Source organism: Tsukamurella paurometabola DSM 20162 (assembly GCF_000092225.1).
GTDB classification, from domain to species: Bacteria; Actinomycetota; Actinomycetes; order Mycobacteriales; family Mycobacteriaceae; genus Tsukamurella; species Tsukamurella paurometabola.
In genome coordinates this window covers 1645411-1670533 of record NC_014158.1, presented here as the reverse complement: position 1 = coordinate 1670533, position 25123 = coordinate 1645411, and the positions used below count along the sequence as shown (strand labels likewise).

Below are 25123 nucleotides of genomic sequence, written 5' to 3'. Positions count from 1 at the left end.
GTTCGGCCACCAGGCTACTCCGGCGCCGTCACGGTGAGCACCGGGATCGGCGCGTCGCGCTAGGACCGCGGGGCTGCATCACGATCGAGCCAGTGATCCACGTGCAGCAGGCGTGCGGTGGCCAGAGCGGAGGCCTGGCAGCTGAACCCGACGACGCTCCGCTCGTCGTTCAATCGGACGGCACCGAGCGTCATCGGCGCGGGCAACCGGGACAGGAACGTGCCGAGTGCCGCGGGCGAAATCCGCCACAGCTCGCCGCGGATCGAGCGACCGTCGATAGGGTCGTGCACGAGGCCGGGTTTCGGCGGCACGGTGTCGAGTGCGACGAGGCGGTACTCGGGTGCGGTCGCGACCGGACCGGCCCACCGTGCCCCCAGGGCGGTCAGCTCGCGCTCCAGCGGCTGGCCGCGCAGGTGCGCGCCGAAGACGGCGAGATCCAGCGCACCGACGAACTCGGTGTTCCACGGTTCGGGCGACGGTGCCCCGGTGATCCTGGCGGCGAGGTCGAGTGCCACCGCATCGTGTCCAGCCGGAGCGAGCACGCTGATGCCGAACGGCGCACCGTCGTCGGTTTCCCCCGCAGGCACCGCAACCGCGCACAGGTCGAGCAGGTTGCAGAAGGTGGCGTAGGCGCCCAGTTCGGAGTTCACGCCCACCGGGTCGGCCGCCACATCCGCGATGGTGGGGTGCCGCGGAGCGGTCGGTACGAGCAACCCGGCGCAACCGTCGAGGATGGAGCGGGTGCGCTCGGCCAGCTCGCGCAGGCGTTGCTGGTCGGTTGCCAGACGGTACGCGGGGAGCTCACCGGCCGCGGTGATGATGCCTGCCACGATGGGATCCACGCCGGCATCCGGACCGGCGGTCGCGAGGTATTCGCCGACGGCGCTGTACCGTTCGGCGACGAGTGCACCGCCGTAGAGCAGCCGGCCCGCGGCCAGGAAGTCGGCGACGTCGATGCGGGTCACGCGCAGCCCTGCCTGTTCGGCCTGCGCGACGACTCGCTCGAAGGCCTGGCGCCATGCGTCATTCAAGCCCGGGAGTTCCGCAGGTACGGCCACCGTCGCATCGGGGGCGGCCGCCAGCGGCGCGTCGGCCGGCCATGCACGAGGCCCGGTGGCGCCCATGATCGCCATGGCACGGTTCGCGGCATCGGTATCGCGCGCGAAGACGGAGACGCAGTCGTACGACGCGCAGGCGGGGATCACGCCGTCGGTGCTCACGGCGCCGATGGTGGGCTTGATGCCCACGACGCCCTGGAAAGCGGCGGGCACCCGGCCCGAGCCGGCGGTGTCGGTACCGATCGCGATGTCTGCGTAGTCGAGGGCGACGGCGACGGCGGATCCGGAACTGGATCCGCCCGAGACGTAATCGGGACGGTGGGCGTTGCGGACGGCGCCGTACGGGCTCCGCGTCCCCACGAGGCCGGTGGCGAACTGATCGAGATTGGTCTTTCCGATCACCACGGCTCCGGCGGCACGCAGGGCCGCGACGGCTGCGGCGTCCCGTTCCGCGGTGTACGCGTATCCGGGGCAGGCCGCGGTGGTCGGGAGGCCCGCGACATCGACGTTGTCCTTGACCGCCAGGATGATTCCCGCGAGTGGGCCACCCGCGGCGACGGCGGCGTCGTAGTCGGCCTGGACATCGGTCTCGGGCCGGAGAGTGACGAAGACCTCGGGTCGGTCGTCGGCGGCGATGCGGCGATAGATATCGGCGATACGGCTCATGCTGCGCTCCTGGTGAATTCTCCTGCGGCAGCCCAGCGTCCGCGCTCTTCGGCTCGGGCCATCTCCATGTTCGCTTGCACGCGGGCGATATCGTCGGCCTCGCGAGCGAGGAAAGCCCGGTGCGACGACAGGGAGAACGATCCCGGTGTGATGTCGACGGTGCCGCGCCCGGCGGCGGTGTCGGCGCGTAGATCAGCGAGTTCCTCGGTACTCACCGGGTACCAGCTGATCCGGTCGAAGCTGCGGAGCAGCCAGGGATGCTCGGGCTCGAATCCGCCCGCGGCGGCAGGATGACGGTGGTTCCACACCTGGGTGGTGCGACCGACGAACTGGTAGCCACCGGGGCCCTCCATACCGTAGATGCACAGGTATGCGCCGCCGATCCCGACGGCGTTCTCCGGGGTCCAGGTGCGGGCCGGGTTGTACTTGGTGGTCACCAGGCGGTGCCGCGGGTCGAGCGGGACCGCGACGGGTGCTCCTAGATACACATCGCCCAGACCGAGCACCAGATAGTCGGCGTCGAACACGATGCGCTGCACGTCGTCCACCGAATCGAGGCCGTTCATCCGGCGGATGAATTCGATGTTCCACGGGCACCACGGTGCGTCACCACGGACGCCCAGGACGTACCGTTCGATCGCCTCGCGGGTGCTGGGGTCGTCCCACGACAGCGGGAGCGAGATGGTGCGACTCGGCACGATCATGTCATCGGCAGCGGGGAGCTCCGCCTCGGCCTCGGAGATCCATTCACGGACGGCGTTCTGGGACAGCACTGTCGGGTCGAACTTCACCTGGAGGCTGCGCACGCCGGCGGTGAGGTCGACGAGGCCCCGCGGAGAATCATCGCGCAGTCGCTGTTCGAGCGCGTGGACGCGGGCGCGGAGCTCGAGGTCGAGGGCCATGGGCCCGTATTCGACGAGCACGTTGTCGTCCCCGGAGCGGCGGTAGGTGACGGTGGTCTCGCCGTCGGCGGTCATCGACCGTCCGAGGATGCCGTCGTCGGTGTCACCGCCGGTGGCGATCACGTACGGAACCGCGGCGCGCCGGGCGGTGCCGAGATCAGCCGGTGAGGCGGCGGTGACGGCCCGGACGGGGACGAAGCGCACGGTGTCGCCCGGACGGAGCTGCCCGAGTTTCCAGCGGTCGGCGGTGGTCACGGTCACGGGGCAGACGAAGCCGCCCAGGCTGGGGCCGTCGGGGCCGAGCAGGATCGGGGTATCGCCGGTGAAGTCGAGAGCGCCCACGGAGTAGGCGGTGTCGTGGATGTTGGAGGGGTGCAGTCCTGCTTCGCCGCCGTCGGGGCGGGCCCAGTCGGGCTGCGGCCCGATCAGGCGGACGCCGGTGCGATCGGAATTGAAGTGCACCTCATAGGCGGTGCCGTACAGGGTTTCGATATCGGACTCGGTGAAGTACTCGGGTGCGGAGTGCGGGCCGACGGTCACGGCGAGGTTCCACTGGGTGGTGAGGGCCGGCACCTCCTCGGCGAGGAGGCGGCGCGGTTGCTGGAGGGTTTCCGCTCCCCCGATGGCGAGTTCATCGCCCGCGGTGAGGGTGCGGCCCCCGATGCCGCCGAACTTCCCGAGGGTGAAGGTGGACGCGCTGCCCAGGTAGTCGGGGACGTCGATGCCGCCGCGGAGGGCGACGTAGACGCGCATGCCGAGGTTGCCCGTCATACCTACCGCGAGCTGGTCGCCGGGGTGCACCTCGACCGACGCCCCCATCGGCACCGGCCTCCCGGCCACGGTCACCGTGCACGGCGCCCCTGTGACGGCGATGATGGTCGGCTCGTCGACCGTGAGGGCTAGTCCACCGAGGGTGCATTCGAGTCCGGGGGCGCCCTCCGGGTTGCCGACGGCGACATTCGCGAGCCGGAACGACAGGTCGTCCATCGGGCCGGACGGGGGAACGCCCACCTTCCAGTAGCCGACGCGGCCGGGCCAGTCCTGCACGGTGGTCATCGGGCCGGGGCGGATGATGGTGACGGTCATGCGGGCACCTCCGAGATCTCGAGCTCGACCGCGGTGGGGTCGAATCCGTTGCACGGGTTGTTGATCTGCGGACAGTTGGAGATGAGTACCAGCGTGTCGATCTCCGCGCGCAGCACCACCTTCCGCCCGGGGGCGGAGAGCCCGTCGACGATGCCGAGGGTGCCGTCCGGATCGACGGGAACGTACATGTAGAAGTTCACGTTGCCCACCAGATCGCGCTTGCCGAGGCCGTGGCGGCTGCCTTCGATGAGAAAGTTCTCAACGCAGGCGTGCTGGTGTTTGGTGTGGTGGCCGTAGCGAAGAGTGTTGGATTCCTGCGAGCAGGCGCCGCCGAGGGTGTCGTGCTTACCCACCTCGTCGTCGACGATGGTCATCATGGGCCGGGATTCCTGGTCGCGAATCACGGTGCCCGTTTCGAGGAAGATGTTGCCCTGCCCCAGGATGGTCTGTTGGGCGCTGTAGCGGACGGTGTGATCGTCGGCGCCGTAGAACAGGGTGTCCACGGCCTGGTTGCCGTGCAGATCGGTCATGGTGAGGGTGTGACCAGCGGGGACGATGCCCGACCAGGGGGCGCGCGGGGTGACGGTGGCGATCATCGGATGCTCCTTGCGGCGTGGTGGGCGTCTTCGGAGTTGGCAACGGCCCGGCGGTATTCGGGGTCGACTGTGGTGTCGTCGATCAGCGCCTGCAGGTCGTCGTCGGCGTGCCAGGCCATTAGTTCGAGCATGCCGGTGTCGAAGGTGGGTGACGGGTCGAGCGGGTGCGCGGTATTCGCGACCGCGACGATGCACGGCAGGTGCAGAACCAGGTCCACGCAGTGGCCGGCCCCGGCGCTCCCGGTGGAGGTGAGCGCACCGTCGTCCTCGACGCGCACACCGTGGAAGAACGAGACGGTGGGTGCCACATCGGTAGGGGTGAGTCCGTGTTTCGCGGCAGCCAGGACGAGCAGTTCCCGGCCTGCGGGGCTGTCCGAGTGCGCCTCCCCCGCTCCGTATTTGGCGGTGTTCTGGGCGAGGGTGGTGGTGCCGCAGATCGCGTCGTGGTGCCCGGAATCGTCGGCGACGATGGTGGCGAGCACGCGGCCCTGGTCGGAGAGCAGCGGGTGCCCGGCGCCGAGGTAGGCCTGCCAGGGCACCTTGACGGTGTCGGCCAGGCTCAGCCGTTCCCAGGGCGCATCGGTGCGCCACAACAGGACCGAGGCGCAGGCGGTGCCGGTGAGATCGGTGAGCCGCAGCCGGGTTCCGCGGGCGAGGGCCTTCACCGTGTAGCGGCCCCCGGGAACCGTTTCGGCCCAGGTGAGCGCGTCCGCGGGGACGCCGGTGGGCGGTGCGGGCCAGGCGGTGGCGGGCACCGTCGGCATACCGTCCACGCGACGGTCGGCCTGGGCGCGGGCGTGGTCCCGGGCGCCCTTGGTGGTGGCGGTGTTATCGAGGGAGGTGGTCATACCGGGGTTCCTTCCGGGGTGGCGAACGGGTTCCCGACAGGGCGGGGGTGCGGACGGCGCGGCAAGCACGCGATGCCGAGAACGACGGCGGCGATCACGGTGATCGGGCCGGCCCACTGCAGGAGTGGGAACTGGCCGGTGGGGTCGTAGATCTCGGCACGCGGCCAGGCCAGGTTGATCACCATGGCGGCGCCATAGAGGACGGCGGCGGCGTTGATCGCGATTCCCCAGCGCCCCAGGCTGAACACGGGGCGGCCATCGGAGTCGCGGACTTCTTCGCCGTGCGGCCAGCCCCGCAGTCGCTGGTAGAGCATCGGGACGGTCACGGAGAGGTAGGCCAGGTAGATGAGCACGATGCAGACGCTGGCGAGGGTCGCGAAGATCGCGGGGTTCCCCACGTTCACCAGCAGCACTGCGACGCAGAGGACTCCGATGAGCACGGCGGGAGCGATCGGCGTCTGGGTGCGCGGGTTCACGCGCGAGAGCCGATCCGAGAAGGGCAGCCGATGGTCGCGGGCCATGGAGAAGATGAGGCGGCTGCACGCGGTCTGGATGGCGAGAGTGCAGATGAATACCGCCACGGCCACGTCGAGAAGCAGGACCTTGCCCCAGAACGAGCCGAGGACGGACGAGAGCACGTACGGCAGGCCACCGGCTGCGAGTTCCGCCCCCAGTGTTGGGGCGGCCATGAGTGCGGTGAGCAACATGAGGCCGCCGCCGATCGCGGAAGCGGTGAGGGCGAAGCGGATGGTGCGGGGGGCCACGCGGCGCGGGTTGACGGTCTCCTCGGCGAGCTCACCCGCCGAGCCGAAGCCGACCATCACGTAGGCCGCCATGAGGCCGGACACGATGAAGGCGCCGAGGTAGCCGCTGGAGCCGGTGTCGGTGACGTGCGAGGTGTCGAAGACGACGTCGGGGCCGCGCCGGGCGTGCATCGCGAGGGCGCCGATCACCGCGACCACGCCGACCAGTTCGCAGGTGACGCCGATGGCGTTGATCCGCCCCATCCAATGCACGCCGATGCAGTTGATCGTGGTGGTGAGGACGAGTAGGACGGTACCGAGGAGCACCGCGTTGGCCGCGCCACTCGGGCTGGTCAGGGCGGGATCGTCGCCGACGATCTGGAAGCCGGACCACACTGTGGGGAGCACCACCTGCAGGGCGATCGCCGCCGCGGCGGCGGTGAAGATCTGGGCGAGGATCATGAACCAGCCGCCGAACCAGCCCACCAGTTCGCCGCCCAGCCGGCGCGACCACTGATAGATGGCGCCGGAGATCGGGTAGCGAGCCGCCATCTCGGCGAAACACAGGGCCACGAGGAACTGGCCGAAGTACACCAGGGGCCAGGTCCAGAAGAAGGCGGCGCCGCCCAGGGAGTAGCCCAGACCGAACAGCTGGAAGATGGTGGTGAGGATCGAGACGAAGGAGAACCCGGCGGCGAAGGAGGCGAATGTGCCCAGCGACCGGCGCAATTGGGGCTCGTATCCGAGTTGCGTGAGGTCGTCCGAGTCCAGTTGTCGGGCCTGTGTAGCGGTCATGGGCGGCGGCTTCCGATCGAGGTTTTCTGTCAAGTGATAGAAAACCGTCCCGCGGAGTCATCCGCGTATCGCCGCTGTTGCGATCAGGGAAACCGATGCTACGAACGTGTTTCGCGGGCAGTAGGGTTGGCGAGATGAGCGACGCTGCGCCGGGGGGCGAATCCGCAGGACGACGGGGACGGCCCCGCGCGAATGATCCGCGCCGCCCCGGCGCCACCGCCGCCGACGAGATTCTCGACGCCGCTGCCGAGTTGTTCACCTCACGCGGCTATGCAGGAACCTCCACCAGAGCCATCGCCGAGGCCGTGGGAATTCGGCAGGCTTCCCTGTATCACCACTTCTCCACCAAGGACGAGATCTTGACTGCGCTGCTGGAGGCAACGGTGCAGGCGCCACTCGCGCTCGCCCGCCAGCTCGCCGCGGCCGACGGTGAGCCGATCGACCGGCTGGTGCAGTTGGCGGCGTTCGATGCCGAGCAGTTGGCGACGGCCCGTTTCAACCTGGGCGCGCTCTACCATCTCCCCGAGCTGGCCGGTGACGCCTTCGCCGAGTTCCGTCGTGATCGCGCCGAGCTGGCGGAGCACTACCGCTCCCTCTCCGCAGCCGCCATCGGCGACAAGGACGACCCCCGCACCCTGCTCCCCTTCCGGCTGGTTGAGTCCGTCATCGGCCTCCGCTCCGACGGCACGATCAGCACGAACGACGCACACTCCCAACGAGTGATCGATACCATCAGCAATGCGATTCACACCCTTGTATCAGCATCAATGCACGCCCCCTACGCCGGCCGAGCCCCTCGAATGACCCACGATCGCACTGAAATGCCCTGAGACCGGCAGGATCAATCTTCCTACTTCCCTCAGCCTATGCCGCCCAATGACTGCCCCCGCGCTTCTTCCACTCATCGCACAGCCTGAATCATCCGCGGCCGATAGTCCGTCGGTTCCAAACGCGCATTCCACCCCAGCTACCAAATACCACCGTCGACGTCAGGCCGCCCTCATCTTTGAACAACACCACGGCATCAGCACAGTGCTGTACCCTATTTGGAACGACCATGAGAGCCCGTCACCCCAGGGGGATTGAACGTGACCACGCCGCGCGATGAAGAACTGTTTAGCTTCAGCTGGCTTGCACTAAAACTTCTTGGACGGGGGCTCTATTCGAATCCATGGAGCGCATTGTCCGAGCTCGTAGCCAACGGTCTAGACGCAAACGCTGAAACTGTCTATGTATACATCGATGCATCCATCAAATCCAACGCAACGGTGGAAGTCATTGACGATGGCGACGGTATGAGCAGGGACGAGATCGGCTTATACGCCCAGGTCGGCAGAAACAAGCGGAACGACGAACCGGAAAACAACTCAGCAAAGAATCCACCCAAAGGAAGAAAGGGAATCGGCAAACTCGCAGCGTTGTACCTATCTAACCACTTTTTCCTTCACACTCGACAAGTTGATAGCGCTACAAGTTGGGAACTCGACGCCCGAGATGAAAGGGTTTCGGAGGATGAACATCCGCGCCTTGTGGCCACGACCGCAGGTCCCGAAACTCCAAACGAAACACTTTGGAATTCCCTGGCTTCCGGGACCCGAATCACCCTACAGAATGTCGATCTCACCGGGTACGGCGAACAATCCATTACCGCCCTTGGTTCAAGGCTCGCAAATCAATTTCTCCTTCCGGAAAGCAACTCAGGCGGGACCATTCATATTTGGGTACGCAAGCGAGCCGATGAAACAAACCCCAGATACGGCCCCGTCGAAAAAACCGTCGCGTACAAGAATCTTGTTGAGGTGTCGCAGAATTTCGATCCTGAAGATGTCGCTGACGCCCAGCCTTCTGACTTTCAGCCGTCGGGCAGGTCTGTGCGAATCCCGGCAAAGGGAGCTCCCGGCGGAGAAATTTTGAAACCCGCCAAATTTACAAAGTTTCAACATGACACCCTTGAAGACGAAGCATGGAAGGAAATTGAATCAAGAGTCGATCGCAAACGAAAGACTTACGACAACGTCCCATTTGAGCTCACGGGCTGGATTGGTGTTCACGCCACCATCGACAGTGCAGCTGCACGGGAGAACGACGCACGGTTTGTAAAAAATCGGTACTACAACCCCGCTCAGATTCGCGTGTACGTCCGTGGAAAGCTTGCAAGCGACCGTCTCCTGTCTCAGCTCGGACTAACGGGGACATACACCAATTACATTGAAGGTGAAATTAGCTTCGACATCCTAGATGAAGACACCTTGCCGGATATCGCGACATCAAATCGACAAGACTTCGATGAGACTGATGGGCGAGTCACGTTGCTCAAGGCTTTGGTCCGACCAATAGTCCGCAGATTGATGCTCAGCCGTCAGGAAATTGCAACTGAGATTGCTCGAGCTGTCACGGCCGAGAAGGAACGTAGAGACACTTCAAGCAAGCAGCAGTTCTCACATGAAGTCCAGGAAGAGCTCGCGCAACGAACAGAACTATCAGACACCAGTCGCGCGGAGCTTCACATGGTCATCACCAATAAGATCCAGGGAGATGTCTCACCCAAGCAGAAGTATCGAGTATTTATTTCACATGCGCGGAAGGATCGTGCGTTCGCGACAATGATAGACGAGCTTTTGCAGCTAAAAGGCGCAAAAAAAGACGAAATATTCTTCACGTCACGTCCAGGCGATATTGAGTACGCCCTCGATGACCGCGCCCTGAGTATGATTATCAAGGATAGCATCACCCACTCAAATACGTTGATCTTCTATCTGACGAGCAAGAATTTTCTTGCGAGTCAATACTGCCTGTTCGAAGGTGGCGCGGGCTGGGCAACCCGATCGATTGGCGACTATCTCAAGCTCAACGTGGATTACAAATCCATTCCAGCCTTTCTCACGAACGGGCGGTCCGAGGTGACCGTCCTGAATGGTACCAGCATCGAGCTCACGGTAGATCTTCATAACTACTTTATCCGCGGAATACTCAATCCGATGATCTCTCACTTGAACCGAGGGCGAGAGATCACGGGGGAGCCCCTGATTTCGGAGTTCGAAATTCCGTCGGTGCCAACTGAATTTGAACTAAAGAAACAGGGAAGAACAGCCGCCGACTTTTTCAACGAAGAGATCTCGGAATATTGGCAAATTCTCGTCGAAGATACAATCGACGAGTACCTATCAGATTACCCTAAGCCCTAATCAGGTTCCGTTCACTTAGCACGCGGTAGCTATCCTGTCTTGCTGGATCGATTCCAAGATCGGAACGATATAGTTCTTCGAGAGCCATTCGACAACCGGGGTGCAAACCGCATCTCCGAATCCAGAGTAAGCGTGATGTGGCTTCACTCCCTCAATATCGTACTCAGGAACCCCCATGAGACTCGCATACTCTTTCGGAGTCATCCAACGTATTTGCAGCCGTCCATGGGCATTCACCACAATGAGCGCTTGCTTTGATGACCCGCCACGGGAAGTCCGGAGGCAGCCCGCGATGTCGTCATTTCTCATTTCCCATCGCGGCTCACCTGATCGCATCCTCCGGTAGGCTGTCCGCACCGCAGGGACGTTAGCCGAAATGAGGGCATCTAACCGTTCACGCTGAATCTCAGATAGGGACGACAGATAGGCTGCCACGCGTCCCTCGTTCCACCAGCGCGAATCGTCGTCGTCGAGCCGGTCAATATGAGATGCCAGTCCGATTTTGTCAGTAGAAGGCAGCGTGGGTAGAGCACCACGGTGGGTAACTAGCGAGTCGTCTTCAAATATTGCATTCAGCCATGGTGGCCTGAGGAGGCTCGATCCGCTTCCCCCTTCCACGACTACGTTCTTTGCGCCTACTAGAAAAAGACGAGGCCTCGACTGTGCCACGAAATGTTTCGCATCGATCGACATGACGTCGACAGAGTATCCCAGTCCGTTGAGGGCGCGAATAACGCTCGCGATATCTTCACCTCCACGCCGTGTCGCAAGTGCGTTCACATTTTCCAGAACAACCACCGACGGTCGCGATTCCTTCATCCTGCTAAGAGTCTTCACAAAGTACCAGAATGCTGAGCTAGATGTGCCGCGGTGAATTCCGGCGCGAGTGCCGGCAACAGAAAGATCCGTGCATGGAAACGACGCCCACGCTACGTCGATATCTATTGGATCCTGAGACGCTTCTAGAGTAGCTAGATCCCCGACAATGTAGCGGTGGCCTTCTCGCTCGCCAAAATGTTTCTCGTACAACGCGTACTTTACTGGAGAGATATCATTAGACCAGGCAACCTTTATGTCCGCTTTCTCCAGCCCGATACCAGCGAGGCCAATCCCCGCAAAGAACTCCGCAGCGCGCCACTTGGACTCTGATGTGAAACTTTCGTGTTCGATCATTAGCGTGTTCGCTCCTACGATGCGCTAAGAATTCGGAGTATCAGACGACATTAGCAAAATACCTACCTATCCTATCTGCCGGGCGGAGTACGCGTCGTTGGCCCTAGTTGACTGGCCGCGCCGGTTGCATACTCGCTGGAGTAGGGGATCATCACACAGGCAATACACCCAGCTCCTGGCCACGGATGCGCTGAGAGATCACCTGCGTGATCCCATCGCCCCGCATCGAGACGCCGTACAGCGCATCGGCGACCTCCATCGTCGGCTTCTGGTGCGTGATCACGATCAACTGGGACTTGTCGCGCAGCTGCTCGAACAGGGAGATCAGTCGGCGCAGGTTGGTGTCGTCCAGGGCCGCCTCGACCTCGTCCATCACGTAGAAGGGTGAGGGGCGGGCACGGAAGATGGCAACCAGCATCGCCACGGCGGTCAGCGACTTCTCACCACCGGACAACAGCGAGAGCCGCTTCACCTTCTTACCCGGCGGCCGCGCCTCGACGTCAATACCGGTGGTCAGCATGTCCGACGGATCGGTGAGGATCAGCCGGCCTTCACCACCGGGGAACAGGGTCGCGAACACCTCGACGAACTCGCGCTCCACATCCACCCACGCCTCGGTGAACACCTGCAGGATCTTGGCGTCCACCTCGTCGACCACGTTCAGCAGATCCTGCCGCGCCGATTTCACGTCCTCGAGCTGCGTGGAGAGGAAGTTGTACCGCTCCTCCAGCGCCGCGAACTCCTCCAGCGCAAGCGGATTCACCTTGCCCAGCGTCGCGAGATCCTTCTCCGCCAGCTTCAGCCGCCGCTCCTGCGCCGCCCGGTCGAACGGCAGCCCCTGCGGCTTGACCACGTTCTCGCCCCGTTCCCGGGCCTCCTCGTACTCGGCCAGCTCCAGCGCAGACGGCGGCAACAGCACATCGGGCCCGTACTCGGCCACCAGATCGTCCGGCGCCATGCCGAACGACGTAAGCACCTGCTCCTCCAACTGCTCGATCCGCAGAGCCGCCTGCGCCCGTGCCACCTCATCGCGGTGCACCGCATCGGTCAACTGCGCCAGCCGCGCCGACAGCGCCGTCGACTCCTGCCGCGCCACATCGAGCGCCCCCGCGCGCTGCGCCCGGGTGGTCTCCAGCGAATCTCGATGCGCCGCAGCACGAGCCACCGCACGATCCAGCCGCGACGACACCAGCACGGCACTCTCCGCTACGGCGGACGCCACCGAGGCGGCAGCCATCCGCGTTGCCGCCGCACGCTCCATCCGTTCCCGGTTCGACCGCTCGGCCGCCGCGGCCCGCCGCAATCCCTCGGCCTTACCCCGCACACCGGCCGCACGTTCCTCCGCCGACCGACGTGCCAGCCGCGCCTCCATCTCGACGCTCCGCGCGGCGGACAGCGCCGCAACCGCCGCGTCCCGCTCCTCGGTGCCCACGGACACGGAATCTTCGGGCAGCTGCTCCGCGAGCCGCAGCCGCTCCTCGTGCTCGACCAGCGCGGCCTGCGTCTCGTCTCGCGACGACTCGATCCGATCCCGCTGCGCCACCAGGCGTTCCGCCTCGTCACGCGCGCTGCGGGCGGCCTGTCCGAGCCGGGCCAACTGCTCGTAGATCGCACCCAGCTGGGCATCGGACTCGTGCAGCGCAGCGAGCGCGGCCTCGGTCACCTCACGCCGCGCCGCCAGATCCTCCGTCGCTCCGGCTAACGCGGCCGATACCGACTCCACCGATCGCCGGGTCTCCCCCAGCGATGATTCCGCGGCGTCGATCGCCTTCTGCACCTCCAGCGTGGACTGCCGCGCCGCCGATCCGCCGGTGAGCACTCCATGGGCGATCACGTCACCGTCGACCGTCACCGCCCGCACCTCCGGCCGCGAGTCCACCAGCGACACCGCGGCATCCACCGAATCGACCAGTACCACCGACGCCAGCGCCGACGCGACCACACCGGATAGCGCCGACGGCGCGGTCACGGCGTCCACCGCCCAGACGGCACCGTCGGGCAGCGACCCGCCGGGCGCGGACGGCCCGCTCAGCCCCTCCACCACCAGGGCGGCGCGGCCACCGTCGGCCTCCCGCAACCGGGCCAGTGCCGCGGACGCGACCGAGACCGACGGTGCCGCGACGGCCTCGGCGACCGGCCCCAGCGCGGCGGCGACGGCCTTCTCGTACCCGGCGCGGATCTGCAGGCGTTCGGCGACCGCCGCGGTCACACCATCGATGTGCTCGACGACCCAGGCGGCACCGTCGCCCCGGTCCAGGTTCAGGGTGAGCGCCTCGATCCGAGCCATCAGCGACGCGACCTTCTGTTCTGCCGCGCGCTCGGCCGCCTGCAACTCCTCGACGCGGGCCTGCGCCGCGACGAGCGCGGCGGAACTGCGCTCGTGGTGCTCGTCCAGCCCGGCCTCATTGGCATCGAGTTCGGCGATCTGTCCCTGCACCTGCTCGAATTCGGTCTCGGCGGTCTCGGCCCGCTCGACGGCCTCGGCGATGGCGGCGGTGAGGCGGCCGGCCTCGGCGTCGACAGATTCTGCGCGGGTTCGCAGTGTCTCGACCTGGCCCGCGAGCCGCGCGAGCCCCTCCCGTCGGTCCGCGACCGCGGCCACGGCGGCCATGTGCGCGTTCTCGGCGGCCCGCGCGGCCTCTTCCCGCTCGGCGAGTTCCTCGGCCGCACCCTCCAGAATCATGGCGGCCTCTTCGAGGGCCTCCATGAGCTCTGCCTCCTCCTCGGCGACGCGGTCGGCCTCGGCCTCCAGCTCATCGGGATCGCGGCCGGGTGCGTGCTGTACGGGTTCGGACAGCAGGCGTGCGCGTTCGGCCGCGATGCGCCCCGTGGACGAGACGCGTTCGGCGAGCGCCGAGAGCGCGAACCAGCCTTCTCCCGCGGCCTTCACCGCCGGGTCGAGCGCGGCCACCGCCTCGGAGTGTTCGGTGACCAGTGCGTTCGCCTCATCGAGCTGCGCGGCCACGAGGTTCTGCTCCTCGCGGACCGCTGCCTCGTTGCCGGACTGGTCCGCCAGTTCGGCGCGACGGCGCACCAGATCGTCGGCGGCGAGGCGCAGGCGCGAGTCTCGGAGATCGGCCTGGATGGTCTGCGCGCGACGCGCCACCTCGGCCTGCCGTCCGAGTGGTTTGAGCTGGCGCCGCAGCTCGGTGGTGAGGTCGGTGAGGCGGGCCAGGTTGGCCTGCATCGAGTCGAGCTTGCGGACCGCCTTCTCCTTGCGGCGCCGGTGCTTGAGCACGCCGGCCGCCTCCTCGATGAAGGCGCGGCGTTCCTCGGGCTTGGACTCCAGGATCGCGGCCAACTGTCCCTGACCGACGATCACGTGCATCTCGCGGCCGATACCGCTATCGGAGAGCAGTTCCTGGACGTCCATCAGCCGGCATTTGGTGCCGTTGATCTCGTACTCGCCGGCGCCGTCGCGGAACATGCGCCGCGTGATCGAGACCTCGGTGTAGTCGATGGGCAGCGCACCGTCGGAGTTGTCGATGGTGAGCGTGACCTCGGCGCGGCCCAGTGGCGCACGGCCGGAGGTACCGGCGAAGATGACGTCCTCCATCTTGCCGCCGCGCAGTCCCTTGGCGCCCTGCTCGCCCATCACCCAGCGCAGGGCGTCGAGGATGTTCGATTTCCCCGAGCCGTTGGGCCCGACGACGCAGGTGATGCCCGGTTCGAGGCGCAGAGTGGTCGCCGAAGCGAAGGACTTGAAGCCCTTCAACGTCAGCGACTTGAGATACACGATTGTCGAGAATACCCGGGCTGTCGGATGTCGCGACCTCGCGGTATCGCTCGGCGCGCCTGGTCAGTGGGTGTCGCGGTGATCATCGTGGGGGCTTCGAGCCGAGCGGCTTCGTGCTGAGCGCTCCCCGGGCATCGACGACAAGCTGCCAGTAGGACCCGTCATCGCTGCGAATCACCGGTCCGGCCGCCGGTGAGTCGGCGACGGTGGGCGCACGCATCAGCATCGGACCGAGCACGGTGCTACCACCGACGCCGTAGCGGCCTTGCACGATCCATCCCTCCGGGAAGAGGGACAACGGGAGGTCCTCGGCCGCTCCCGAGATCAGGTTGACGGCAGTACCCTGCGGGCAGCCCGTGCCGTCGATCTGCACTGGGATCGGGGGCGCGGTCGTGGCGGTATCGGTATCGAAGGCGACGTTCGCGAGGTATGGCTGCCGGCAGTACCTGAGATCGATCCCCACCTTCCGGGCACCGATCTTGACGTTCACCAGGCCCAGCTGGGCCGGTCCGCCGTTGGCGTCGCCGATGGCCAGGCCGGTGTCGCAGCCCTCGAACCAACAGTTGGTGAGGAACCAGTCGTTCGCGGCGCCTTCCACCCGGATGTGCATCTCGGTGACCCGCGGGTCACCGGTGCCCACGAGCTCGACGTTGGTGAGCGAGAGTCCGGCGTTGTTGTCTGCGCCCGTCCCGAGGATGCTGATGCGGTTGTTAGTGAACTTGCACGCGGTGACGTAGTTCTGAATGCACTTCGTGGTGATGCCCACCCCGAAGTTGTTGATATCGGAGTTGATGAAACTGGTGCCGCCGGTGTTCTCCTCCATCACCACGCCGCGTTGGCCGTGGAAGCGCGGCGCGGTCTCGGCGTTGTGTTCTCCACGGAGCGTCACCGCGTCGAAGGAGCAGCGGAACGAGTTCGCGAGCTGCACCGCCGTCCCATTCGGTCCGGTCAGATGGAATCCCATGCGGGAGAAGGGGACGCGGTGCTTGTCTCGGAGGGTGATGAGCGTGCCGTCGCCGTCGTACACCACCGTGCTGAGGTCGGCACCGGCGCCGATGATCGTCGTGAAATCGGGGAGGTCGGGAAAGCGGGACACGCGGTAGGCGCCGGGCGGTACGTAGATGGGGGCCCTGCCCGCAGCCGCGCGGACCGCCGCATCGAAAGCGGCGGTGGCATCGGCCTTCCCGTCACCGACCGCCCCGTAGGAGGCGATGCTGATCCGGCCGTCGGGCCCGGGGTCCACGGGGGTCGGGGGCTCGGCGGACGAGCGACAGGCAGCGGCGGTCGTCGCGGCCGCACCAACCCCCAGGCCCAGGAGGAGGCGCCGGCTCAGAGCCCCTGCACGCCCTTGGGCCTCCCTCTCACTCATGGTCGCTCCCGACGGCCCCGCGGTCACTGCACCACCGCAGCACCGATTCCGCGACCGCCGCGCGAACCTCGGCGTGGTAGGCGGGATGATCGCCGAATTCGGTGGACACGATGTCGATTCGCGGGGCGGGACTACGCCGGTTCAGGCTCCGGAGGCCCTCCGCACCGCGCTGTCCGGTGAACCACTCGGCGTCCGGCGGCGCGAGGACCACCGTGGTGTGCACATCAGCATCCGCCAGCGGGCGCAGGAGGACCTCCGGTACCTGGGTGATTCCCGCGATACCGAGGAGGCGCCAGGCCGGGTAGGGAAGCCGGGACTGCAGCAGGGCCTTCACCCGTCCACGGAACGAGCGTTGGAAAGCGGGATCGGACCGTGGCACCCCCTGCGCGTCCGGGCCATCAGCGTTGCGCAGCGCCCGTTTGGTGCGCCACGACCAGATCACGGGGTTGACGAGAACCGCCGCGTCCAAACGGGATTCCCGTCCGAGATACGCCGTCAACCAGGATCCGGAGCACACGCCGACTGCGGCGAGTCCCGCCGAGCCCGGATCCGCAGCGGCAGCGGCGGTATCGGCGTCCTCGCACGCCTCCTCCGAATAGCCGTGCGCGCGTTCTCCGCGACGCACCACCCCGGACTCCCCCGCGTAGCGGCGATCGAAGCGCACAGCCACCACACCGGTTCCGGCAACTCTGCGGGCCAAACGCACCCACTCGCGGTTCGGGCCGTGATGGGTGTCGTTGGCCGTCGCGAAGAACAGAACGCCGGGCGCTGCGTCCCCAGCCGGTTCCGGTCTATGCCCAGGGGGCGTCGTCCGAATACTGAACAGTGAATGGGGACCGAGGTACTCGATGCTCTCGGTCACCTCGCCGCCCGCCGGGTCAGAAAGGCGTGCGGTCCGGCGGATCGGTGGGTCGACGGGAACCTCCGGACCGGTGGCAGCCGTGTCGAGCCAGTCGGTGATCGCGTCGATGGCGTCATCCGGGATGCGCACGAGGTAGTCGGAGGGCTGGACGAACTCGGCCATGTGCTCGACGTCGAGGCGGTCCGCGTCGACCGCCGTCGCGAAGGCCTCGACCCCGCGGTCGCCGCCTCCCGGCCGGGTCGCCACCAGCCATCGGCCATCGGTGCCGATCTTCTCCGGATCCAGGCGCAGCCCGGACAGCTCCGCGGCCGCGGTCGCCGACAACGTGGTTCCGATGAGCGGCACGGAGCCGGACGCCGATCGGTCGTCTGCGCCGACCGCCATCAGGTACAGGGCCCGTTGCTCGCGGAGGAAAGTCCGCCCGGAGGAGACCGGGTCCCACAGCACGACCGGCCCGGTCTCTTGTCCTTCGGTCAGCATGCGGGCGGCCATCAGGCAACCGGCCCGGAGCCCGACGACGGCGGGCGGCCCGGCGTTCAGTGCGCGCAGGTAGGCCAAGCCGGTCCGGCAGCTCGCCACCCATTCCTCGACGGCGTCATCACCGTCTTCGGAGCGCGCGGAATCCCCGGTACCGAGGTAGTCGATGCGGAGGACGGCGAGCCCCCGGTCCGCCAGTTGTGCGGCGAGCCTCCGCATTCCGCGGGTCGCATCGAACTGCTCCTTCGCGAGCGAAGGGAGCAGGAGCACCGATCCCCGGGCGCGGCCCGAAGCGGGCAGATGGAGCGCACCGAACACCGCATCCGGATCCGTTCCCAGGTAGGTGTGCACTTCGCGGTGCGAGACAGGGCCAGCGGCGGCACGATCGTTGTTGCGCTGCTCCTCGGTCACCTCCGTCACGCCTTGGTTCCGATCGGAAGCCGCTGCCACCAGGGGTTCGACTGCGCCGCGACGACGGTGTGCCCGGCCCGGGAGGGCTCGTTCATCCCGAGGGCCCGGCGGTACCCGTCCGGCGATCGCGTGCCCAGGCGCGCCACCACCAGGCGCACGCTCTCGCCCAACCGCGCCGGGGATTCCGCCGGCACGCCGCCGAGGATCACGTAGTCGAAGCCCGCGCCGAGCGTGCGCACCACGTCGTGCGCGCGCGGTGACAGGAGGCGATCGGACACCGTCGAATCCGGTGCGTCCCCGGAGCGAGCCCCGGACGGGAGCACCGTCAACGTGCCCGCCTCCGGCACCAGGGTCCGGGAAAGACTCTGAGCGCCGTCGACGCCCGCGGCCAACGCAGCGCGCAGGCTCGGCTCCGCTCCCTCCGACGCCTCGCCCGCCGACGCCGGGGCGGCGGACGCGGGTCCCACCGCGCGACAGTCGATCAGCAGCACTGCGGAATCGGTGTCGGCCAGATCCTCGGCGAGGGTCTGCGCCATCGGCCAGGCGTCACCCTCGACCGCCGACACCAGAATCGACACACCGGTCTCCGCCGAGGCGGCACCGGCGGCCGCGACGACGGTATCGCGCACCGCGACGCCGTTCTCGGCGCCCACGACCGGGACGCCGAGGTCGTCGCCCAGTTCGCCGGCCGTCGCGACGCGCGGACGAAGCCTGATCAGGACGAAGGCCGCGGCGCACCCCAGGAGGACACCGACCGCGAGACCCGCGGCGCCGTACTTCGACACCGGGGCAACCGATGCGACGGCCCCGGATCCGTCCGTCACGGGGAGCAGCCGCACCCACGGCGGCAACCCGGGCCTGGGGAGTTCGAGTTCGGACACCTCGCGAGCCAGTTGGCGTGCGGTCTCCCCCGCCAGCCCCTGCGCGATCACGTCGGACGGGTGGGTCGCCGTGAACTGCAGCAACAACGTCCCCGGGGCGAAGGTCACCTTCACCTGGGCGGCGATCTCCTCCGGACTCATCGTCAGCTGCAGCGCTTTGGCGACCTCGGCGGTGATCTTCGGGGAGGTACCGAGTTCGGCGTAGGTGGCCATCCGGGCCTGAGCGGCCTGGACGGAGTTGTACATGTCGCCGCCCGAGGTCCCGGAGTTGTTCACCACCACGTAGGACTGTGCCGTCGCGGTGTACACCACGGGCCTGGACTGCGCGTACCCGACGCCGAGCACCGTTCCGGCGACCGCGCAGATCACGACGAGCCACCACCCGCGCCGCGCGAACTGGGTGGCGTCACGGAGCGTCACTATGGGATTCCTTTCGGTACTGCCGCAAGAACCGGAGCGGCGACTCCGGGGCTGGGCGTCGAAGGCGAAGTCCCGCAATCGGACCGCGCACCTCCTTCGCCCCCACTGGCGTCGGTGTACGCATGCCGTTCGCGCTGGCGACCACGCGCCCCCAGAATACGGGTGAACCATACAACTGCAAAGACCGCCGAGGCGAGCACACACTGCTGCAGCCCCTTGCCCACGACCTCCGAGATCCCCAGCGCGCCCCGCTCGAACAGGGCGGGGAGGGCGACGAAAACCACCCCCATCGTGAGCACCGGGACGGATCTCCCACGCAGGCAGCGTGATACGACCCAGACGGCCATCAGGATGATGACCGATTCCACGAGAACACCCTGCGTGCCGCCGATCCGGATGCCCTCGTTGATGTGCCCTTCCGCCAGCGAGACCTGTACGCCCGACATGTCGACGGAACTGGCGCGCACCCGCTCCGCCCAGTCCGGCCCGGCGAGCTTCTTGTCGACACCGAGCTGCGCGGGAATCAGGTTCAACGGCATACGGAGCAGGACATCGGAGATGTCGAGATAGCCGGGCCCCCGGTAGAAAGTGTTGTCGGTAGCGGCTTCGAACAGGTCGAACCGCCGGATCAGCGGCAGGAGCGGCCCCCATGCGGTCGGGTACTGCGCATCGATGCCCGAGGTCAGGTGCGCGGTGGTGGCCCCGACCTTGAGGCCCTGAAGCGCGCCGAAGACGCCCACGGCGCCGAACCCGCCGACCGCGAGCAGCACGGCTCGCGTCTTGGTGAATCCGGTGAGCATCAGACGCACCGTGACCGCCATCAGAGCACCCATGAAGGGGGTCTTCGACGACTGCACCACACCCCACGCGAATTCGCCCCCCACCAGCACCGCCATGGCGATGGTGGTCCACCACGGCGAATCCAGCCGCAGGTAGAGGATGAGGGCCACGGCGCCGATGGCTCCCATCCCGGTGAAGATCGCCAGGTAGGGATTGGCCGCGGCGACCTCACCGGCGCGACTCACGGTGCCGGTGAGGTACGCGAAGCCCCTGGCGGCCAGTCCCACGCACCACAGCACCGCGAAGGTGGCGATCACGGCGGCCGATTGCTTCGGCAGGTCCGCGTCGGGCCGCCGGTCCGGCGACTGCAGGCGTTGGAACAGGACGAAGGCGGCGACGCAGGCCACGTAGATCCAGAGCCCCGAGGCGACCGGCGGGAGCACCTGGGCGACGCCGCGGTCGTATCCCGCGTGGAAGAGCCGCGTATCGGCGATGTTGTCGCCGAACGACGGTGCCGGCGTGGCCACCAGCAGCAGGACCGGGCGCGCGATGAACGAGATCGTCCAGTACGCCGATTGGATCAGCAAAAGCACCCGCGGGGCGCCGCGCCCCGCCGCAGCGACCAGGGCCAGCGCGATCAGGGGGATCGCGGTCTGCACGATGCTGGCCCACCCCGGAGTGACCTCAACCCAGGGCGGCATGGATCTGTTCCGCCCGATCGCGATAGGTGTGGCCGCCGTCGACGATTCTGCGGTGGCCGCGCGCGGCGACCGCGGCGGCCTCGTCGGGAGCTGCGGTGCAGCGACGCAGGATCTCGGCGAGTTCCTCGTGACTGTCGAAGAGGTAGGCCTCCCGGCCGTCGTCGAACAGCGCCTCGTGCTCGACGGTGCGCTCGCCCACGACGAGTCCGGCGGCCGCGGGGACCTCGAAGGTCCGGCAGGTGTGGGTGTCGCGGTTATCCGAGTTGAGGAGCACGAGGTTGGCGCCGATCGTGGCGATCGCGGCCGAAAGTTCCTCGCCGTACTGCGGGCCGGCGATCCGGGCGCCACTGGTCCTGGCTCCGAGGTTCCGACGCCAGCCGGGGCCCGCCAGGTAGAACCGGTCACCGAGTTCGCCCGCTAGGTGGATCAGGAATTCGGTGCGGTCGGGCCGCATCGCTCCGATGAATCCCGCGGCGTACCGGACGGGGCCGCGCCGCGCCACGGGGCGGTGCCAGGCGGGGTCGTAGGCACTGAAGACGTGGATCACCCGGCGCACGCCACGGGCGTCCAGCTCGGGCACGTTGTGCGCCTTGGTGGTGATCACCGCGTCCCACTCGGCCTCGCGTTCGAGGTAGGCCGGCGTGGTGTTGTACGGATTGGTCACATCGTCCGCGCTGTAGTGCACCTTGACCGGCACCGGCAGGGACAGGAGCCGGGCCTGATCGAGATGCACCGTCTTGTAGCAGAACAGGAGGTCGGGACGCAGGGCAGCAACGCATTCCACCAACTCGCGATGCACCCGGTCGACGGTGGCCGGCGATCGCTCGCCGGTGCGTTTGGCGTACCACCACGCCGACGTGCCGCGCGTCGGCACGGTCACGGCGGTGGTGTCGACGACGACGACCTCATGGCCCGCAGCCCGGAAGCCATCGGCGAGGGAACGAGCATTGCTGCCGTACCAGTTGTCGCCCGCGAAGAGGATCCTCATACCGGTGTCTCCTCCGCAAGGGTCGGCGCGACTCCGCGACGGCGCAGTGCCTCCGCGCGGAGGAGATAGAAGGTGGCCGCGGCGGTCTCCGCGAGCGCGATACCGACGACGAGCGTCATCGGTGCGTGGGTCTGGAAGGCGACGCCGAGCGTGATGAAGGCGACCACGGCACCGGTCGCCGCACCGGCCACCACGCCGATCTTGTCGCTGAGCACCGGCAGGACCGCGGTCGCGACGAAGGAGGCCACCGCCATTCCCGGCAGTGACCACGCCCCGACTTGGAGCAGCGGCACCGCGTCGGCGAACTCAGCCCCGAAGAGGATCGGAACGATCCAGGGCGCCAGCACCGTCAACATCAGGGCGGCGAGCGCGCCGAGTCCGGCCACCACCAGCACCATGCGCCGCACCATTCCCCAGAAGTCGGCGCCGATGCGCTTGCGATCGGCCATCCGTGGCAGCAGGGTCCAGCCGACCGCATCGAGCAACGAACCGGTCGCCTGCACCGGCCGGTCGGAGGCGCTGAAGAGGCCTATCGCCTGCCGCGGCAGTGCACCTGCGAAGAGGGCCGCAGCTCCCTGCTCGTACGAGTTCTCGAGCATCCGGGCCAATAGCACCGGAGCCCCGAGCCGGTACAGATCTCCGAGCTCGCGGGGGCGCCCCGGCGGGCCCAGTTCGCGGCACCCCCAGACCCACGACCAGCACACCGGCACCAACGACGAGACGATCATGCACAGCACCGCCACGTGTGCGGTCGGCCGGATCGGTAGCAGCGCCACGAGCAGGAGCAGATACAGCGCGCGCCCCACGGACTGTTGCATCAGGATCACACCGAATCGCTTCATCCCCAGCTGAACCCAGTCCTCCCCGGCGGCGCCGATCGCACCGCCGAACAGCCCGAGCGTGGCGATGTTGAGCAGGTCGGATGTGGAGAACAGATGCGTCGCCGCGCAGAGTCCGCCGAGGAGCGCCACCATCGTGCCGCGCATCAAGCCGTAGGCGCCGCGCAGCTCACTGAGCCCGGGGTCCCCGATCCGTGCGGCGAGGAAGGCGGTGATGCCCTGGTCGGTGACGAGCGCACCCAGGAAGACAGTTGACAGCGCCACTGTCAGAAGACCCATCCCGTACGGGCCGAGCAGCCGGGCGCACAGCGGTAGCGTGATGAGGGTGATGAGGTACTGGCCGTACTTCCCGAACGAGACGAGCGCGACGTCGCGCATCACGCCTACTGCGCCCTTCATCGGGGCCGCCGTCCGTCGAGCGTCCGGTGGATCAGATGCGCCGCCTGCTCCGCGGACGTATCGATGCCGAAGTCCTCGGCGCGGGCCGCGGCTCTGTCGGCGAGCCGGGTCCGCAGGTCCCGGTCGTCGATCAGCCGGTCGATCGCCGCGGCCAGCAGCACAGGATCACCGGTCGGGACGAGAACGCCGTCGACACCGTCGTCGATGATCTCGGTGGGGCCTCCGCTCGCCGCGGCGATCACCGCGCAGTGGGCCGCCATCGCCTCGACGACCACCTGGCCGAAGGGCTCGGCGAGGCGAGAGAAGTGAACCACCACATCGGCGGCGGCGGCCTCGGTGAGCGGCTCGGAGACATTGCCCACGAACTCCACGCGCTCGCCGAGTCCCAGCTCGGCGGTCCGCCGGCGCAGCTGATCGGCGTACTCGTGCTCGCCGAAGAGCGTGCCACCGACGAATCGGACGGCATTCTCGGTGCGCGTTCTCGCGAGGGCCTCGAGCACGAGGTCCTGCCCCTTCCACGGCGCCAAGCGACCGAGCATCAGCACACGCGCCTCTTCGGGTGCGCGCTGCGGCGCACCCCCCGGAACGGAGGTCAGGTCGACGCCGGGGTAGACGACCGCGGCCGGCCGGCTGCCGGTCCACAGGGTGTCGCGGGTGGTGCGGCTGTTCGCGATGAATCCCCGGGCCACGACGCGACCCAGGGCTCGCAGGATGAGGGCGACGGGACCGAAGTAGTCGGGGCTGATGCGATCGTGCACGTGCCAGATCAGCGGGATCCCGGCGCGGCGGGCAGCGACCGTTCCCATCAACAGCGCTTTGGTCGACTCGGCGAGCACGGCCTCGGCGCCCGCTGCCCGCAGAACGCCGCCGATGCGCCATCCGGCCCGCACCATCCGCGCCGCACCGGAGATCCAGCGCAGACGGGATCCGGCGATCGACACGGATGAGCTCGCGAATCCGGTGTCGACGACGGTCGCCTCGACGCCCGCATCCGCCAGGATCTGTTGCAGGGGGCCTGCTTCGGTGAGCACGGCGAGCGGCTCGATACCGTGCTGCGGGAACCGCCGGGCCATGCGGGCCCAGGCGAGTTCGGCGCCCGACGGTGCCGCGGAGTGCGAGAGCAAGGCCACCTTTGTCATCGCACCAGGCTCCGGTACAGCTGCACGTGCCGGTCGGCGCAGCGCTGCCAGGTGAACTCCTCGGCATGCCGGCGGCAGGCGTCGACGTCCGGCCGCTCGCCCTCCAGCGCGCGCACCAGCCGATCCGCCAGCACGTCCTCGTCGAGCGCGGGTACCACCAGGTCCGGCGCCAGCCCGACCACCGAATCCGGAAGCCCTCCGACGTCGGTGACCACCGGCGCCCTTCCCGCGGCCAGGGATTCGAGCGCGACCAGGCCGAAACCCTCGAGCGATCGGGTGGGGACCGCGGTCACCGTGGCGGCGCCGTACGCGGCTGCGAGTTCGGCATCGGAGACCGCGCCGTGCAGCCGGACCGAGTCACCGAGCCGCAGGTCGCTCACGAGCCGCGCGAGCTCCGCGGCCTGCGAACCGGTGCCGACGATGTCGAGTCGCGCGTCGGGCAGGGCGGCCAGGACCGCGGGCCAGGACCGGATCAACACGTCGATTCCCATGCGCCGTTCCAAGCGGCGCACGGTCAGCACCCGGGGTCGGCCGTCCGGAATCGGAGTGGGGCGGAACCGATCCAGATCGGCGCCCGGTGGAATCACCACCACGTCCTCGGGCGACACACCGTAGGTCGAGACGAGGACATCGGCGAAGTACTGCGACAGCACGACGATCGCTGCAGAGCGCCGGTATCGAACCCACTCCCAGGCCCGTTTGGCCTGTACCGCGGCGGGGCTCGCACCGGAGGCGGCGCTCTCCAATGCCCACGGACCGTGGAAGTGCGTCACCAGCGCCGAACGCCCCCGCGCCGGACCGTAGGGCGCGAAGTGCCGATCGAGCACATCGGCATCGCGGCCGGCCGAGCTGGCACGCGCGCGCGTGAGGAGGTTGCCCTCCGGAGGGCCCCAGCTTCCGCCGCCGGGTTCGGCGTCACCGAAGGCGTCGGCGCTCACCCCGACGTCCGCGCGCGCCCGCAGGGCGGCGAAGAGGCTCGCGAAGTAGCTCGGGATGCCGCCACGACTGGTGCGCGGCCATTCGGCGCCCGCCATGTGCACCGTGAGCGGATCGGAACTACTTGCGCCGC

17 protein-coding genes are annotated in these 25123 nt (G+C 67.6%); 2 read left to right on the top strand and 15 right to left on the bottom strand.

Annotation, left to right across the window (positions count from 1 at the left end; all coding sequences use genetic code 11):
- Positions 1–59: 59 nt before the first annotated feature.
- Genes atzF through TPAU_RS07980 form a run of 5 tightly spaced genes read right to left on the bottom strand, consistent with a single transcriptional unit; the run spans position 60 to position 6694 of the window.
- On the bottom strand, positions 60–1724 hold the full coding sequence (gene atzF, locus TPAU_RS08000; protein ID WP_013126247.1) for an allophanate hydrolase: 1665 nt from the start codon (positions 1722–1724) through the stop codon (positions 60–62).
- A complete protein-coding gene (locus TPAU_RS07995) occupies positions 1721–3712 on the bottom strand; it encodes a 5-oxoprolinase/urea amidolyase family protein (RefSeq protein ID WP_013126246.1) in 1992 nt (663 codons plus the stop codon). The genes atzF and TPAU_RS07995 overlap by 4 nt, the downstream gene beginning before the upstream one ends.
- A complete protein-coding gene (locus TPAU_RS07990; RefSeq protein ID WP_013126245.1) occupies positions 3709–4308 on the bottom strand; it encodes an urea amidolyase associated protein UAAP2 in 600 nt (199 codons plus the stop codon). The genes TPAU_RS07995 and TPAU_RS07990 overlap by 4 nt, the downstream gene beginning before the upstream one ends.
- Positions 4305–5156, bottom strand: coding sequence for an urea amidolyase associated protein UAAP1 (locus tag TPAU_RS07985; RefSeq protein WP_013126244.1), 852 nt, complete (start codon positions 5154–5156; stop codon positions 4305–4307). Before TPAU_RS07985 ends, TPAU_RS07990 begins: the two co-directional genes overlap by 4 nt.
- The gene (locus TPAU_RS07980; protein WP_013126243.1) at positions 5153–6694 is read right to left on the bottom strand and encodes an amino acid permease; all 1542 of its coding nucleotides are present in this window, start codon (positions 6692–6694) and stop codon (positions 5153–5155) included. The genes TPAU_RS07985 and TPAU_RS07980 overlap by 4 nt, the downstream gene beginning before the upstream one ends.
- Positions 6695–6828: 134 nt before the next feature.
- On the opposite strand from TPAU_RS07980, the gene TPAU_RS07975 reads away from it, so the two are divergent.
- Together TPAU_RS07975 and TPAU_RS22340 are read left to right on the top strand one after the other, a co-directional pair.
- Positions 6829–7524: a TetR/AcrR family transcriptional regulator gene (locus TPAU_RS07975; protein ID WP_013126242.1), complete on the top strand. Its 696-nt coding sequence runs from the start codon at positions 6829–6831 to the stop codon at positions 7522–7524.
- 258 nt (positions 7525–7782) lie between these two features.
- Positions 7783–9879: an ATP-binding protein gene (locus TPAU_RS22340; RefSeq protein ID WP_013126241.1), complete on the top strand. Its 2097-nt coding sequence runs from the start codon at positions 7783–7785 to the stop codon at positions 9877–9879.
- Between the two features lie 15 nt (positions 9880–9894).
- On the opposite strand, the gene TPAU_RS22335 is transcribed toward TPAU_RS22340, so the two are convergent.
- The 10 genes from TPAU_RS22335 to TPAU_RS07920 all read right to left on the bottom strand — a co-directional run bounded on the left by TPAU_RS22335 (position 9895) and on the right by TPAU_RS07920 (position 25088).
- Positions 9895–11052 carry a DNA cytosine methyltransferase gene (locus tag TPAU_RS22335; protein ID WP_013126240.1) on the bottom strand — a complete coding sequence of 386 codons (1158 nt, stop codon included), beginning with the start codon at positions 11050–11052 and terminating at the stop codon, positions 9895–9897.
- 151 nt (positions 11053–11203) lie between these two features.
- Positions 11204–14788 (bottom strand): chromosome segregation protein SMC, encoded by a 3585-nt coding sequence (gene smc / locus TPAU_RS07960; protein ID WP_013126239.1) that lies wholly within the window; start codon positions 14786–14788, stop codon positions 11204–11206.
- Between the two features lie 82 nt (positions 14789–14870).
- The gene (locus tag TPAU_RS07955; protein ID WP_013126238.1) at positions 14871–16157 is read right to left on the bottom strand and encodes a glycosyl hydrolase family 28-related protein; all 1287 of its coding nucleotides are present in this window, start codon (positions 16155–16157) and stop codon (positions 14871–14873) included.
- Positions 16150–17916 carry an alpha/beta hydrolase family protein gene (locus tag TPAU_RS07950; RefSeq protein WP_013126237.1) on the bottom strand — a complete coding sequence of 589 codons (1767 nt, stop codon included), beginning with the start codon at positions 17914–17916 and terminating at the stop codon, positions 16150–16152. Before TPAU_RS07950 ends, TPAU_RS07955 begins: the two co-directional genes overlap by 8 nt.
- A complete protein-coding gene (locus TPAU_RS22905) occupies positions 17913–19208 on the bottom strand; it encodes a Wzz/FepE/Etk N-terminal domain-containing protein (RefSeq protein WP_013126236.1) in 1296 nt (431 codons plus the stop codon). The genes TPAU_RS07950 and TPAU_RS22905 overlap by 4 nt, the downstream gene beginning before the upstream one ends.
- Positions 19208–20689 carry a hypothetical protein gene (locus TPAU_RS23125; protein WP_013126235.1) on the bottom strand — a complete coding sequence of 494 codons (1482 nt, stop codon included), beginning with the start codon at positions 20687–20689 and terminating at the stop codon, positions 19208–19210. Before TPAU_RS23125 ends, TPAU_RS22905 begins: the two co-directional genes overlap by 1 nt.
- Positions 20673–21677 carry a CgeB family protein gene (locus TPAU_RS07935; RefSeq protein WP_013126234.1) on the bottom strand — a complete coding sequence of 335 codons (1005 nt, stop codon included), beginning with the start codon at positions 21675–21677 and terminating at the stop codon, positions 20673–20675. Before TPAU_RS07935 ends, TPAU_RS23125 begins: the two co-directional genes overlap by 17 nt.
- A complete protein-coding gene (locus tag TPAU_RS07930) occupies positions 21674–22915 on the bottom strand; it encodes a lipopolysaccharide biosynthesis protein (RefSeq protein WP_041944346.1) in 1242 nt (413 codons plus the stop codon). The genes TPAU_RS07935 and TPAU_RS07930 overlap by 4 nt, the downstream gene beginning before the upstream one ends.
- On the bottom strand, positions 22912–24054 hold the full coding sequence (locus TPAU_RS07925; RefSeq protein ID WP_013126232.1) for a glycosyltransferase family 4 protein: 1143 nt from the start codon (positions 24052–24054) through the stop codon (positions 22912–22914). Before TPAU_RS07925 ends, TPAU_RS07930 begins: the two co-directional genes overlap by 4 nt.
- Positions 24051–25088 (bottom strand): glycosyltransferase family 4 protein, encoded by a 1038-nt coding sequence (locus TPAU_RS07920; RefSeq protein WP_041944345.1) that lies wholly within the window; start codon positions 25086–25088, stop codon positions 24051–24053. The genes TPAU_RS07925 and TPAU_RS07920 overlap by 4 nt, the downstream gene beginning before the upstream one ends.
- Positions 25089–25123 lie beyond the last annotated feature (35 nt).